Annotated in this window: 13 protein-coding genes; all 13 read left to right on the forward strand. The window is 46.7% G+C overall.

What is annotated here, in order from left to right:
• The first annotated feature begins 8 nt into the window (after positions 1–8).
• The 13 genes from F0U83_RS02285 (at position 9) to F0U83_RS02345 (ending at position 13136) form a co-directional block, all read left to right on the forward strand.
• Positions 9–467: a hydrogenase maturation protease gene (locus F0U83_RS02285; protein WP_138986328.1), complete on the forward strand. Its 459-nt coding sequence runs from the start codon at positions 9–11 to the stop codon at positions 465–467.
• Between the two features lie 82 nt (positions 468–549).
• On the forward strand, positions 550–861 hold the full coding sequence (locus F0U83_RS02290; RefSeq protein ID WP_138986329.1) for a YqfO family protein: 312 nt from the start codon (positions 550–552) through the stop codon (positions 859–861).
• 44 nt (positions 862–905) lie between these two features.
• Positions 906–2279, forward strand: a complete 1374-nt coding sequence (locus tag F0U83_RS02295) for a V-type ATP synthase subunit B (protein ID WP_211343607.1) — start codon at positions 906–908, stop codon at positions 2277–2279.
• 1 nt (position 2280) lies between these two features.
• On the forward strand, positions 2281–2886 hold the full coding sequence (locus F0U83_RS02300) for a V-type ATP synthase subunit D (protein WP_138986330.1): 606 nt from the start codon (positions 2281–2283) through the stop codon (positions 2884–2886).
• Positions 2883–4667: a V-type ATP synthase subunit I gene (locus F0U83_RS02305; RefSeq protein ID WP_138986331.1), complete on the forward strand. Its 1785-nt coding sequence runs from the start codon at positions 2883–2885 to the stop codon at positions 4665–4667. The genes F0U83_RS02300 and F0U83_RS02305 overlap by 4 nt, the downstream gene beginning before the upstream one ends.
• Positions 4655–5101 carry an ATP synthase subunit C gene (locus F0U83_RS02310; RefSeq protein WP_138986332.1) on the forward strand — a complete coding sequence of 149 codons (447 nt, stop codon included), beginning with the start codon at positions 4655–4657 and terminating at the stop codon, positions 5099–5101. Before F0U83_RS02305 ends, F0U83_RS02310 begins: the two co-directional genes overlap by 13 nt.
• Positions 5102–5109: 8 nt before the next feature.
• A complete protein-coding gene (locus F0U83_RS02315) occupies positions 5110–5790 on the forward strand; it encodes an ATPase (protein WP_138986333.1) in 681 nt (226 codons plus the stop codon).
• Positions 5790–6485: a hypothetical protein gene (locus tag F0U83_RS02320; RefSeq protein WP_138986334.1), complete on the forward strand. Its 696-nt coding sequence runs from the start codon at positions 5790–5792 to the stop codon at positions 6483–6485. The genes F0U83_RS02315 and F0U83_RS02320 overlap by 1 nt, the downstream gene beginning before the upstream one ends.
• Positions 6482–8281, forward strand: coding sequence for a V-type ATP synthase subunit A (locus tag F0U83_RS02325; protein ID WP_138986335.1), 1800 nt, complete (start codon positions 6482–6484; stop codon positions 8279–8281). Before F0U83_RS02320 ends, F0U83_RS02325 begins: the two co-directional genes overlap by 4 nt.
• A 139-nt stretch (positions 8282–8420) precedes the next feature.
• Positions 8421–11297, forward strand: a complete 2877-nt coding sequence (locus F0U83_RS02330; RefSeq protein ID WP_138986336.1) for a bifunctional diguanylate cyclase/phosphodiesterase — start codon at positions 8421–8423, stop codon at positions 11295–11297.
• Positions 11298–11361: 64 nt separating this feature from the next.
• Positions 11362–12267, forward strand: a complete 906-nt coding sequence (locus F0U83_RS02335; protein WP_138986337.1) for a DMT family transporter — start codon at positions 11362–11364, stop codon at positions 12265–12267.
• Positions 12268–12358: 91 nt separating this feature from the next.
• Positions 12359–12952 (forward strand): CoA pyrophosphatase, encoded by a 594-nt coding sequence (locus tag F0U83_RS02340; protein WP_138986338.1) that lies wholly within the window; start codon positions 12359–12361, stop codon positions 12950–12952.
• Positions 12942–13136, forward strand: coding sequence for a DUF1289 domain-containing protein (locus F0U83_RS02345; protein ID WP_246077607.1), 195 nt, complete (start codon positions 12942–12944; stop codon positions 13134–13136). The genes F0U83_RS02340 and F0U83_RS02345 overlap by 11 nt, the downstream gene beginning before the upstream one ends.

Consider the following 13136-nt stretch of genomic DNA (forward strand, 5'->3'; position numbering starts at 1 on the left):
TTAACGGTATGGATACGATATCAAAAGTCATAGCGATAGGTTCGCCTCACGGTGATGACCAAGTTGCTTGGGCAATAGCTGACCACCTTCATGTTAATAACTTACTTCCCCGTGTCACTGAGTGGCTCTGTTTAGATCGGCCTGGGTTGTCATTATTACCTCATCTGCAGTCGGGAGGTGCCGTCTTGGTTATCGATGCGGCAGATTTCGGTCAACAGATAGGTGATGTATGCTTTCTGGCTCCCCATGAGTTGATGCTGAATCAGCGGGTCAAAATGACCAGTGGCCACTCTTGGGGTGTACAAGACACGTTTGAGCTGGCCGCGGCGTTATCCATAGAGCTTCCAGTGAGCGTGGTCTGTGCTGTGCAATTGGAACAATGTTGCCCACTGGCTGATCTGTCGTTATCCCTAAAAGATCAGATTCCCGCTATCGCACAAGCTATTGTTGAGAGACTGCAACATTAAATTGTCATAACGCACTTGCACAATCTATCTGGCATGTCCTATGTTGTAGATCAATATGCGAAAAACGACATCAGGGTAGAGTATGTACAAGTTAGCTTTCTTTGTGCCTGAAGCGCAGCTGGAAGAGGTAAAAAGTGCCTTGTTTGATGCTGGTGCAGGAAAAATAGGCAATTATGAGGCTTGTTGTTGGCAAACGTTAGGTCAAGGTCAGTTTAGGCCAACCGAAGCGAGCCAGCCTTTTATTGGTACATTCAATCAGTTAGAGAAACTTCCTGAGTGGAAGGTGGAGATGGTGTGTGAAGATCATCTTATTAAACAAGTGGTTGAGGTGTTAAAGCAGGCCCACCCCTACGAGGAAGTGGCCTATGATGTTTGGAAATTAGCAGAGTTTTAATCTACTGATCTATTAGTAAATCACGGCTGCATAGGGAGATTTCAGTGACACAGTTACTCATGCGCTATTCCCGGATTTTGGAAATTGTTGGGGATATAGTTAAAGTTCATGTCCCTGCCACAGAAAATAAACAAACGGCTATCTGTTTTGGTGACTTAGCGCTGATTGAGAGTATTGCCGATAGCGCTCGCCCCCCACACCTTTCGCAGGTCATTCTTTTAGAAGGTGAGGAGGTTTCTCTTCAGGTATTCTCGGGCACAAAAGGGTTGTCGACTCACTCGGTTGTTCGCTTCTTAGGTCGATCTATGGAAGTGACTTTTTCGCCTAACATTCTCGGGCGTGCTTTTTCGGGCACTGGGCGCGCAATTGATGGCGGCCCCCAACTGAATGACGAACCGAGTATTGAAATTGATGGCCCGACGGTGAATCCGGCGCGGCGAGTGTTAGCGTCCCATATGATCCGCACCGATGTTCCTATGATCGATGTGTTCAACTGCTTGGTTGAAAGTCAGAAAATTCCTATCTTTTCGGTGGCAGGTGAGCCTTATAATCAGCTTCTTGCGCAAATTGGTACCCATGCTGATGCCGATATTGTTGTATTTGGCGGTATGGGATTAATTTTCGATGACTATTACTTTTTTCGTAAAGCCTTCGAAGATGCGGGTGTTCTGGCACGCACGGTTATGTTTGTGCATCAAGGTTCAGACCCGGTGGTAGAAGGGTTGTTAGTGCCGGATATGGCGCTCGCGGTCGCTGAACGTTTTGCGGTTGAAGAGGGAAAGCGTGTTTTGGTGCTGCTAACCGATATGACCGCATATGCAGATGCGCTGAAAGAGGTAGGTATTTCCATGGAACACGTGCCTTCTAATCGTGGTTACATTGGAGACCTCTACTCTCAGTTGGCGCGACGCTATGAGAAAGCCTGCGATTACCGAGGCGCAGGGTCGGTAACGATTTTATCCGTAACAACGATGCCCGGTGATGATGTAACCCATCCTGTCCCTGATAACACGGGTTACATTACTGAGGGTCAATTCTACCTTCATGATGGCGTTATAGATCCTTTTGGTTCTCTGTCTCGATTAAAACAGCATGTTATTGGTAAGGTTACTCGTGAAGATCATAGCCAGATTATGAATACCATGGTGCGCTTCTATGCCGCTGCTCAGGATGCGCAGCAAAAGCAAGCGATGTCATTTGAGTTGAGTGAATATGATCATCGGTTGTTGAAGTTTGGAGAGTTATTCCAGCGGGATTTCATGGATATCAACGTTACGATGCCGCTAGAAGATGCTCTGGATCGTTGTTGGCAGGTATTAGCCGAGTGTTTTTCGCGGGATGAGCTGTTAATGAAAGACTCCTTGGTGGAAAAATATTTCCCAACGCCTGCTGATACGTTATCGCAAGTAGATCCTTAATATGGCGAAGTTGGCACTTAATAAAAGCACTCTCAATAAAGAGAGCCGCCGCTTAAAGTCGTACCGGCAGGTGGTGCCGGCGTTGGATCTTAAGCGAAAGCAGTTGATGGCGGCCCGCGTGGAAACACAAAAGTTGTTGCTAGCGCATCAAGCAGAGTTAGCGCAACTACGCGAAAAGGTGGAAGGTGAGCTGACCCTATTAGCCTCTCACGAAATTGATCTTTCAACCCTGCTAAAAGTGACAAAACTTACCCTAGTTTCACAAAACTTAGTGGGACTTAAGCTACCGCTGCTGGATGAATTAGTCGTTGAGCGTCAGGCGTATTCGCGGTTAGTGACCCCTTTTTGGGTTGACCTCTTAGTGTCTTGCCTTGAAGAGGCGTTGCAATTAGAAGTGCGTATTTCGATCGAGAATAAGCGTTTAGATTTATTAGGAAAGGGCTTGCAAAAAACGACGCAGCGGCTGAATTTGTTCGAGAAAGTTTTGATCCCGCAAAGTGAAAAGAACCTGAGAAAAATACGCATTGCGCTCTCTGATGCGGAGCGTGCGGGCGTAGTTAGAGCCAAGATCGCGAAGAATAAACGTCGGAGTTTGGTAACTTTATGAGTATTTTGAAACTCCAAAAAGCGACTCTGATTGGACTGACGGAGCACAAAGCGCAGTTGCTGGATCAGCTGCAGACGTTAGGCGTGCTACACATCATCCCACTCTCCTCTAAGAAAATGCGTGAGTCTCATACGCCTCAAGAAGCGGATGTTAGCCCCGAGTATTTATCCACATTGCTGGCATATCTGCTTTCCTGCTCCCACAAGCGCCGTCAGGTGCTCAGTGAGCGGCATTTCAAACTAGATACTATTTTGGCGGAGGTCTCTGAAAATCGGAATCGGCGTTTGGCTTTACTTGAGCGTAGAGATTTCCTTAAAAAACGCATCAAAGATCTGCGCCCATGGGGGAGTTTTATTCTCCCAGAGCATGGTGAACTGTATGAGCATAAGCTTTGGTTTTACTTGGTGCCAAATTATAAGATGCGCGAGCTAAGTGATGTGCCACTCCCTTGGTCTGCCGTCTATCGAGATAATCGGCATACCTATGTCGCGGTTGTTTCTCCTAAAGAGCCTCCTGCGAATCTAATGCCTGTGCAGCGCACGCATACCGGTTCAGTGCCCATGGATGTTCTAGAGCGAGATCTGGAAGATGTGGAGATCTTGCTCGAAACGCTGGAGGCGGAGCGAGAAGCCCTAACTCGGTGGATCTATCTTTTACAGCGCTCGGTCGCTGGCATCGCTGACCAAGACAGTTTAAAAAGTGTTGCGGATCAGACGATGGATCGGCAAGAGATTTTTGCAGTTCAAGGTTGGGTTGCAGAGCGAGATGCTAAGTTGCTAGAAGGGTTTGCAATGGAGCAGGGTATGGTGCTTCAGCTTCTGCAGCCGGAAACGAATGAGTTACCGCCAACCTACCTTGATAATCCGAATTCCGTTGCCGGCGGAGAAGAAGTTGTGCATTTTTTTCAGATGCCAGGCTATCGCGGCTGGGATCCGTCTCGTGTTGTGTTCTTCTCTTTCGTAACATTTTTTGCCTTGATCATGTCTGATGCTGGCTACTCACTCTTATTGGGGGGGATTTTGGCATTTTACTGGAAGCGCATGGGTACAACGCAGAGCCTGCGACGACTTCGTGTAATGGGTGTCGCGCTAACCTTGGCGGGTGTGGTTTGGGGGGTACTGGTGGGTAGCTATTTTGGTGCGCCTCCGCCCTCATGGCTAGCGCCAGCTAAGGTCATGGATCTGAATGACTTCGACAGTATGATGATGCTCTCTATCAGCATCGGGGCAGGTCATCTGATATTAGGCAATTTAATGATGGCGTGGGTTCGACGTAAAGAACGAACACGCTGGGGGCCGCTAGGCTGGGCGATTGCTATCGCTTCTATTTTATGGGGCTGGTTGTCAGGTTTCACAGTCATCCATTGGCTGGGCGCCGGATTGGGGTTGGTAATGGTGTTTTTATTTACCACTGAAACCTCTGGCTGGGGTTTAAAGCGTCTCTTAAGCGGTTTGCTGGCACTCACAAATGTCACGAAGCTGTTTGGTGATGTGTTGAGCTACTTGCGCTTGTTTGCTCTGGGGTTAGCCAGTGCTTCACTTGCCGTTACTTTCAATCAGCTTGCGGTTGATGTGGCCGTTGCGCTTCCGGGTATCGGCTTGCTATTGAAAGTACTGATTCTGCTCACAGGGCACTTACTAAACTTTGTGTTGACGGTTATCAGTGGGGTCATTCATGGCTTGCGCTTAAACTTAATCGAATTTTATAACTGGAGTCTGGCGGATGAAGGCTATGCCTTCCAGCCGTTCGCAAAACGGGAGGTTTTACCTTGGATAACCTGATTATGGCATTAGGATGGGCAGGTTTGTACGCGCCCATGGCACTGGGTGCAATCGGCAGTATGATTGGCTGTTCTTTAGCGGGGCAGGCGGCGTGTGGTGCATTACTGGAAACGGAGTCAGGACATGGTCGATACATAGGCATTTCGGCTATGCCTTCCTCACAATCTATCTATGGCATCGTCGTGATGTTTGCCTTGAATCGCACAGTTACACCGGAAAACGCTGCGGGGTTGGCAGGTATTGGCATTCTTTGTGGTTTGGCGCTGCTATTCAGTGCGGCGTATCAGGGACGCTGTTGCGCGTCAGCGATTAATGTCTCGAAAATTCGCCCTGAGATATTTGGTATGTCATTGGCGCCTGCTGCGATTGTTGAGGGGTTTGCTGTGTTTGCTTTTATTTTTGCGCTGGTTATCAGTGCGGGTGTTCCCGCCTAGGAGGCCGAATGAATGACAACGGAGTACATGCCTCTTCAGGTGTTGAAGCACTCATAGAGCAGTTGAGAGAACAAGGCGTACGCACAGGGCAGCAAGAGGCATCACGCTTAATTGAAGAGGCTGAACATCGTGCTGACTGGCTGTTGTCTCAAGCGCGCCAAGAGGCTGAGCAATTGGTTGCTAATGCGCGTCGTGAGGCCGAGCACTTACGTAAGGCTGGCGAAGATGCACTGCGTATAGCAGCAAGGGATATGAATCTCGAAGTTAAAGAGAGTTTGGGCAAAAGCTTCACGGACCAAGTAGAGCGCCTTGTATCGCAACAGATGGATAATCCTGAGTTCTTGCAACGCTTAATCATTGAGCTGGTAGGTAAGAGCCGTGTCGATATGGGGTTAGATGCTACAGAAAAAGTGGAAGTACTGTTGCCCCAAACCTTTATTGGGTTAGAGGAGTTGCGACGAAACCCCAGTGAGTATCGTGACGGTCAGCTGAGTAAATTTGTTCAATCGCTGACTGCTGAGCAGTTGCGTGAAGGGCTAAGTATTGGACTTCATGAAGGGAAGGGTATCAAGGTTTCTCTTGTCGGTCAGGAGATCGAGGTTGATCTGAGCAGTGCGGCGATATCACAACTGTTGCTGAAACATCTACAGCCTAGGTTTCGCGCTATCCTTGAAGGGGTTATTCGCTAGTGAGTGAATACTACACGTTGCTGACGTCGCTTCCCCATCTGCCCAAACTGGACAGTGGTAAAGTGCTACCGATTACGCGTCTCGCATTAGATCGGCGTTTAAGTATGCTCAGTGAGCAAGACAGCCAGCAATTACAGTGCTTGGAGTCACTTTACTTTCCTGAGGAGGATACCCTTTCTCAGTTATCGGACCGAGATGTTGTCCGATATTGGACTAAAGCATTGGGCAACCTGCAGTCTGATGTATTAAAGCAGCGAGTCTATTATCAGTTAGAAATGAGAAGTGTCATTGCGGCTATCCGCTACCGGGAAGCCGATATGAATCATCCTGAGCATTTTTCAGGCATAGGGCGTTGGAATGGTTTTATCCGCAGGCACTGGTATGAGCCCATGTTTTCTATGGATGAGTTTCATCCACAGATGGCATTCACTGTCCGTTTGCTCAAGAAAGGGTTTCCCGGACAAGCTGAGAGTGCGTTTCTAGCACACTTATGGCAAGACCTCTTTTACTGCGAGAAGCAGCAGGATTTTAATTTTGAAGCCGTCGCATGCTACGTACTTCGTTGGGGAGTGCTAGCAAAAGCGCTCAAAGCGGATGCGCAAAAAACCCGCCAAATATTTGATACGATGACAAATGCGTTGATTGGCAGCACATCATTGCATGATGATCTGGAGAAGGAGAAAACTGAATCATGAACAGCAGGCAAGTGACTGCTAAAGTCAAAGGTGTTCGCGATGATATCGTGACTATCCAGATGTTATCCAATGCTGAGGGTGCTCCTTACCCGGTTATCAAAAATGAAGTGGTGCATATCTGTCCAACCCGTTTGGGAGTAGAGGGCCGGCAAGAGTTTTTAAAGGCTGAGGTGTTAAGGGTTCGGTTTGGTGAAGCTGATGTCCAAGTGTTTGAAAGCACACGTGGTGTGGCCATAGGGGACCCGGTTGAGCAAACGGGGCATATGCTATCTGTCTCTCTTGGGCCTGGACTATTGGGGCAAGTTTATGATGGATTGCAGAACCCTTTGGAGTTGATAGCCTCACAACATGGGTTCTTTCTTCCAAGAGGATTGGAGGTATCGGGTATTGATCCTCACCAGCATTGGGCTTTTGTTCCTGTCGTGAAAATTGGCGCTAAAGTGCGTGCAGGCGATGTTATAGGTGCTGTGCAGGAAGGTCGTTTTAAGCACAAAATAATGGCACCTTTCGGTTTGCAAGGAGAGGCTGAAGTCAGTTGGGTGCAAGAGGGATCCTTCAATGTGACGACACCGGTTGCTCGGTTAAAAACGGATCGCAATGAAATTGAAGTAACGATGCAACAGCAGTGGCCTGTCAGGGTGCCGGTTTCGGAACCCTTACTGAGGGCTGGCAACTCAAAGCGGCTCTTCCCTAACGAGCCCTTGCTGACCACTATTCGGTTGATTGATACCTTCTTTCCCATTGCGCGGGGTGGTACTGCCTGTATACCTGGGCCTTTTGGTGCAGGTAAAACGGTTTTGCAAAGTTTAATATCACGCTTTTCTGATGTTGATATTGTGGTGATTGTGGCGTGTGGTGAGCGAGCAGGGGAGGTTGTAGAAACAATTACCGAATTCCCAAATATGGCGGACCCTAAGGGCGGATCCTTAATGGATCGTACCGTGATTATTTGTAATACCTCATCCATGCCGGTGGCCGCAAGGGAAGCCTCTATTTATACAGGTATTACGATTGCAGAGTACTACCGGCAAATGGGTAACAATGTACTGCTGATCGCTGACTCAACATCACGATGGGCGCAAGCGATGCGTGAAACATCTGGGCGATTAGAGGAAATTCCTGGCGAGGAGGCTTTCCCCGCTTACTTAGATTCGTCTGTCAGAGCACTCTATGAACGGGCTGGCTTGATAGAAAATAATGAGGGGCAACGAGGGAGTTTAACCTTGATCGGGACGGTGTCACCAGCTGGGGGTAACTTCGAAGAGCCAGTGACGCAATCGACGCTTCGTACGGTTAAGTCCTTTCTCGGATTAAGTGCTGAGCGCGCTTATAAAAGGGCGTATCCAGCGGTGGACCCATTACTATCGTGGTCTCGCTATTTGGAGCAGTTATCTGATTGGTATAGTGCTCATATGGGAGAGGACTGGGTTGAGCAGGTTAAATCTATGCAAAAATTACTACAAGCCGGCGAAGAAATTCAGCAGATGATGCAGGTCACCGGTGAAGAAGGTGTCACCCTCGATGATTACATAACCTATCATAAAGCTATTTGCTTGGATCAGGTTTACTTGCAACAGGATGCATTTGATCCGGTTGATGCTTCAACATCCGTTGAACGACAGAAAACACTGTTCATTAATCTTTTGGGTTGTTTGACCATGCCTCGTGAGTTTAGTAGCAAAGAAAAAGTCCGCGCTCACTTCACCAAATTGACAGGCCTTTTTCGGAACTTGAATTACAGTCGCTTACATAGCCCTGACTACCGCAAGTATGAAGACGAGATTAAAGCCATGTAGTTTATTAAGCTTGTGTTAACCTAACTGCTGTTTTGAAGTGTCTTGCTGGTATACAATCTTGTTTAATTAGAGCAGTTAGGACTCGTCTGCTTTTCGCCTTTCAGGATGAGCAGTTGTTAATTTCGGAACCGCTGATTTTATGTCGCTAAATATCAATCCACAAAACTTACCTCGCTATCAAACATGGGGCATGGTGGGTGTTGTGCTTCTGATATTGGTGACTATCTTTGGGTTTCTAATATCACGACAGTACTTCGATCAATCTAAAGTGGCTGATCTCCATGAAGAGGTTCTAAGTACTCAAAAAAGGCGGCTCAAGACGGAGCTCGCGTCTGTTCTAGACTATATTCGTTTCATGAGCCAACAGGCAGAAAGTGTTTTAGCCGAAGACGCTAAGAGTCATGTTAATCAAGCTCACTCAGTAGCTACATCCTTGTATACCTCCTTAAAGGACAAGTTTCCTGATGCGGAAATTCAAGGGATTATTCGTGAATCCCTCAGGGAGGTGCGCTTTTTCAACGGAAGAGGGTATCTTTTTATTGATGACATGCAAGGCCAATGCATTCTTCTTCCAACAGCACCACAATTAGAAGGCACGTCCCTTTGGGATAATCAAGATGATACTGGGCATTTCATCATGCGTGGCTTGGTAGATGCTGTGAAAAACCCAGAGCGTGCCGGTATTAGCCGTTATCGCTGGTATCCTCCCGATGATAATAAAGTCATGAAATCAAAGTTAGCCTATGTTCGTTACTTTGAGCCTTTTGATTGGGTCATAGGAACTGGGGATTACTTGTATCAAACAGAGAATGATCTTAAGCAAGAAGCATTAAAACGTATATCGTCGTTGCGCTTTGGACGTAATGGTTACGTATCTGTTTTGGATCGAGATGGCTACGTGCTTTTCTCTCCGAATACGCAAGAGCGGCAATTGCCTAAACATGTTTCTTTATTAAGAAGCGAGCAAGAGCGTAAAGTCGTACAGCAAATTCTAGATGTGGCTAAGCAAGGGGGAGGCTTTACAGAGTACGAGTGGCTCTTTCCTGATGGTAGTGGTCATTCCTCTAAAAAGCTATCACTGGTAGAGGTGGTCCCCTATTGGAATTGGATTCTAGTTGCGGGTGTTTATCCTGAAGAAATTGATCAGATATTCAGACGGCAAGTGCAAGAGGAGCAGAAAGATCTAACAGAAGATTTATGGTTTCTGCTGTTGGTGTTGAGTGCTATTGGTTTAGTGATGCTATTGATTTCATGGGCATATGGGCAGTGGCTAAGGCGTTTGTTTCTTGACTATCAGGCTGATATTAAAGCGCAGAAATACCAGATAGATGAAGATGCTCGAGAGCTGCAAATAGCTTCGCGTGTTTTTGAAACTGCCCGTGAAGGCATTATGGTAACTGACCCTGAAAATAGAATAGTTGCAGTTAATCGTTCATTTACAGAGATAACAGGATACACCTCGGATGAGGTAAAGGGAGTTAATCCCAAAATACTCTCTTCAGGTAGGCATTCTCCCGATTTCTATCGGCGAATGTGGACATCTTTAATGGAAACAGATCAATGGGCAGGGGAGATATGGAACACGACAAAAGGGGGGCAAACGTTTCCTGAGCACTTATCTCTTTCAGCGTTTCGCGATGAACAAGGCGAAGTTGTAAATTATGTTGCTACCTTTAGTGATGTTACCGAACAAAAATTGGCTGAAGAGCAGCTTCGCTACATGGCTGAGTATGACGATTTAACAGGCATGCCCAATAGGCGCTTGTTGATGGATCGTGTTAACCAAACGATAGCCAGAGCAAAACGTCAGCAACTAAGATGCTTTACATTGATGTTTATTGACTTAGATCGTTTTAAAAATATCAATGATTCATTGGGCCACAGTGCGGGTGATCAAGTTTTACAGGAAGTGGCACAGCGTTTACAAGGGGCGGTTAGAGAGATAGATACGGTCAGCCGTATCGGGGGGGATGAGTTTGTTGTTTTAATCTCAGGTAAAGGTGACGACGCTATCGCATCGGCGGCAAACCTGTCGAGGCGTTTGCTTCGGATGGTCTCTGAGCCTATTGTTGAACAAGGTGTGGAGCTTATCGTAACCCCCAGTATTGGTATAGCAAGTTATCCAGCGGATGGTGAGGATTTTGAAACGTTACTGCGCAATGCTGATGCTGCGCTCTATCATGCGAAGTCCCTAGGAAGAAATAATTTCCAATTTTACAGTGCTGAGATGAATGAAAAGGCCTCGTCGCGCTTGATTATGGAAAATGCACTAAGGCAGGCGCTCGAGAAAAAAGCATTCGAACTCTATTACCAGCCTCAATATGATATGCAGACTCGACGTTTATCCGGTTGCGAAGCACTGATTCGTTGGTGTCATGAGGGTGAACTAATAGCGCCGGACCAGTTTATTCCGTTGGCTGAAGAAACCGGGCTTATCCTATCTATTGGTGAATGGGTACTTAGAGAAGGGTGCCGGCAAGGTGCTGAGTGGCTGTCTCAAGGGTATGATGTGCCCTCGGTTGCGGTTAATGTATCGGCGGTTCAGTTTCGTTATGAGTTTTACTCAACGGTTAAAGAGGTGCTCAAAGAGACCGGTTTCCCTGCAGAGCGCTTAGTGCTTGAAGTGACGGAAAGCACCCTGATGAAAGATGCGGTTAGGGCTCGGCAGCTGCTTATGAAATTAAAGCTATTAGGTGTTCAAATTGCACTAGATGATTTTGGTACTGGTTATTCAAGTTTGGCTTATCTGAAGAAGTTCTCATTGGATAAACTGAAAATTGATCGAGCTTTTATTGATGGTCTGCCAAATGATAAGGATGATAAAGCGATAGTGGGTTCTATATTGGATGTGGCACGTCATTTGGGACTTGAGACAATAGCTGAAGGTGTTGAAACGGCCGAACAAGCAGAGTTTTTAACGATGTACCGATGTGAACAAGCGCAAGGCTTCCTCTTTTCTAAAGCCATTCCTGCGAAAGACTTTACTGATCTCATTAAAAAAAATTATGCTAGTTAATAAATATTAATTTGGCTTATGGTGGCTTGAGAGTATCCTAGCTCTTTTTTGTGGAAGCTTCCTAATGGTGCCGGTACGCTTAATCCCTTTTATTAGCTTATGCCTTGCTATGTTGTTATGGGCAAGCTCTTTTATTGCTTTAAAAATAGCATTTCAAAGCTACGATCCCATGGTAGTTATCCTTGGGCGTATGCTGGTGGCATCTGTTTGTTTTCTTCTCTTCTTTAAATATATTGTCAGGATTGATTATCGTAAGGGTGACTGGAAGCCTTTGCTTTTCATGGTGGTATCCGAGCCTTGTTTATATTTTCTATTCGAAGCACATGCATTGCAAAACACCAGTGCCGCTCAAGCTGGTATGATTACGGCCTTGGCCCCGTTGCTAGTGGCTATTGGTGCCTTTTATGTGCTGAAAGAACGTCTTCACCGTGAGGCATGGCTGGGCTTTGGTGTAGCTGTGGCGGGGGCAATCTGGTTGAGCTTGGCGAGTAATGAGACTGATCATGCCCCTAATCCGTTGCTAGGAAACTTTTTAGAATTGTGTGCCATGATTTGCGCGACGGGCTATACGTTAGCGCTTAAGCATTTGTCGTCTCGCTACTCCACATGGTTTTTGACGGCGCTGCAGGCGTTTTGTGGCGCATTGTTTTTTGCCCCTTTTATGCTGCTTCCTAGTACTGAGTTGCCGACGTCTGTGAATATGGAAGGGCTTGCAGCTATTGTCTATCTAGGTACGCTGATTAATATAGGTGCTTATGGGCTATACAATTTAGCAGTCTCGAAAATAAAAGCCTCTCAAGCCTCCGCCTTTATCAACTTAATTCCTGTTTTTACATTGATAATGGCGTTTCTCATACTGGGAGAGACATTTAATTTGCAGCAGTTATGTGCATCCGCATTAGTGTTAGGGGGTGTTTTACTAAGCCAGTGGCAGCCTAAGCGCCCAGAGGCGATTGTAACTCCGGTTTAATTACGAGACGGCATCATATGCTGGTTCATTGTTACTGACAGGAACAACTGTTTTTAAGGTATGATATTTGGAGAATTGATATAGGAGTTTTATGCTTAATCAACTTCGCCAAAGACTACGAACATATGAGCCCCGCCAGTTTCCAAGTAGAAGCCCTAAAGCAGGGGTTCTGATTGCGTTAACCGATTCGCCTGACCCTCAGGTAATCTTAACGAAGCGCTCTTCGCGTTTATCTACTCATAGTGGAGAAGTGGCGTTTCCCGGAGGGAAACACGATAGTACTGATCCTGACCTTCTGTTTACAGCGCTACGAGAAGCTGAGGAAGAGATTGGATTATCGCCAAGGGATGTTGAGATCCTGTCGCCGTTGGGACAAGTGATGTCAAAGCATAGTTTACAGGTGACGCCTTGGGTGGGTATTGTTCCTGCGGCTATTGAGCTAACACCCAACCCGGATGAGTTGGAGGCCATTTTTCGCGTTCCTCTCTCTTTTTTTATGGAGGACCGCCGCCATCATACAGACGAGATTCGTTTCAAGGGGAAAAGCCACTTTGTTCCAGCATATGAGTACGACGGGCATATTATTTGGGGCTTGACTGCCTATATGTTGGTCGAGCTGCTTAATGTCGGGTTTGATGCTGATATTCCTATGAAACCGAGACCGGAGCATTATCGTGACTGTTGATAAAAAAGATGAGCCTTTTGTGCGCAACCCTTGCATGGGCGTTTGTGCCTTGGATGAGCATGACTTGTGCATCGCTTGCCGACGCAGCGGTATCGAAATAGCGGAATGGGGTGTTATGACGAATGAGCAGCGACGTGATGTTATCAAGAAAATTGAGCGGCGATATCAAGGTGAAATTTGTTAG

This window comes from Neptunomonas concharum (genome assembly GCF_008630635.1).
GTDB classification, from domain to species: domain Bacteria; phylum Pseudomonadota; class Gammaproteobacteria; order Pseudomonadales; family Balneatricaceae; genus Neptunomonas; species Neptunomonas concharum.

Excerpts from the sequence above, each read along its gene's own strand:
- F0U83_RS02340 (WP_138986338.1), top strand. The coding sequence starts at position 12,359 with ATGCTTAATCAACTTCGCCAAAGACTACGAACATATGAGCCCCGCCAG.
- F0U83_RS02290 (WP_138986329.1), top strand. The coding sequence starts at position 550 with ATGTACAAGTTAGCTTTCTTTGTGCCTGAAGCGCAGCTGGAAGAGGTA.
- F0U83_RS02325 (WP_138986335.1), top strand. The coding sequence starts at position 6,482 with ATGAACAGCAGGCAAGTGACTGCTAAAGTCAAAGGTGTTCGCGATGAT.
- F0U83_RS02285 (WP_138986328.1), top strand. The coding sequence starts at position 9 with ATGGATACGATATCAAAAGTCATAGCGATAGGTTCGCCTCACGGTGAT.
- F0U83_RS02335 (WP_138986337.1), top strand. The coding sequence starts at position 11,362 with ATGGTGCCGGTACGCTTAATCCCTTTTATTAGCTTATGCCTTGCTATG.
- F0U83_RS02305 (WP_138986331.1), top strand. The coding sequence starts at position 2,883 with ATGAGTATTTTGAAACTCCAAAAAGCGACTCTGATTGGACTGACGGAG.
- F0U83_RS02330 (WP_138986336.1), top strand. The coding sequence starts at position 8,421 with ATGTCGCTAAATATCAATCCACAAAACTTACCTCGCTATCAAACATGG.
- F0U83_RS02315 (WP_138986333.1), top strand. The coding sequence starts at position 5,110 with ATGAATGACAACGGAGTACATGCCTCTTCAGGTGTTGAAGCACTCATA.
- F0U83_RS02300 (WP_138986330.1), top strand. The coding sequence starts at position 2,281 with ATGGCGAAGTTGGCACTTAATAAAAGCACTCTCAATAAAGAGAGCCGC.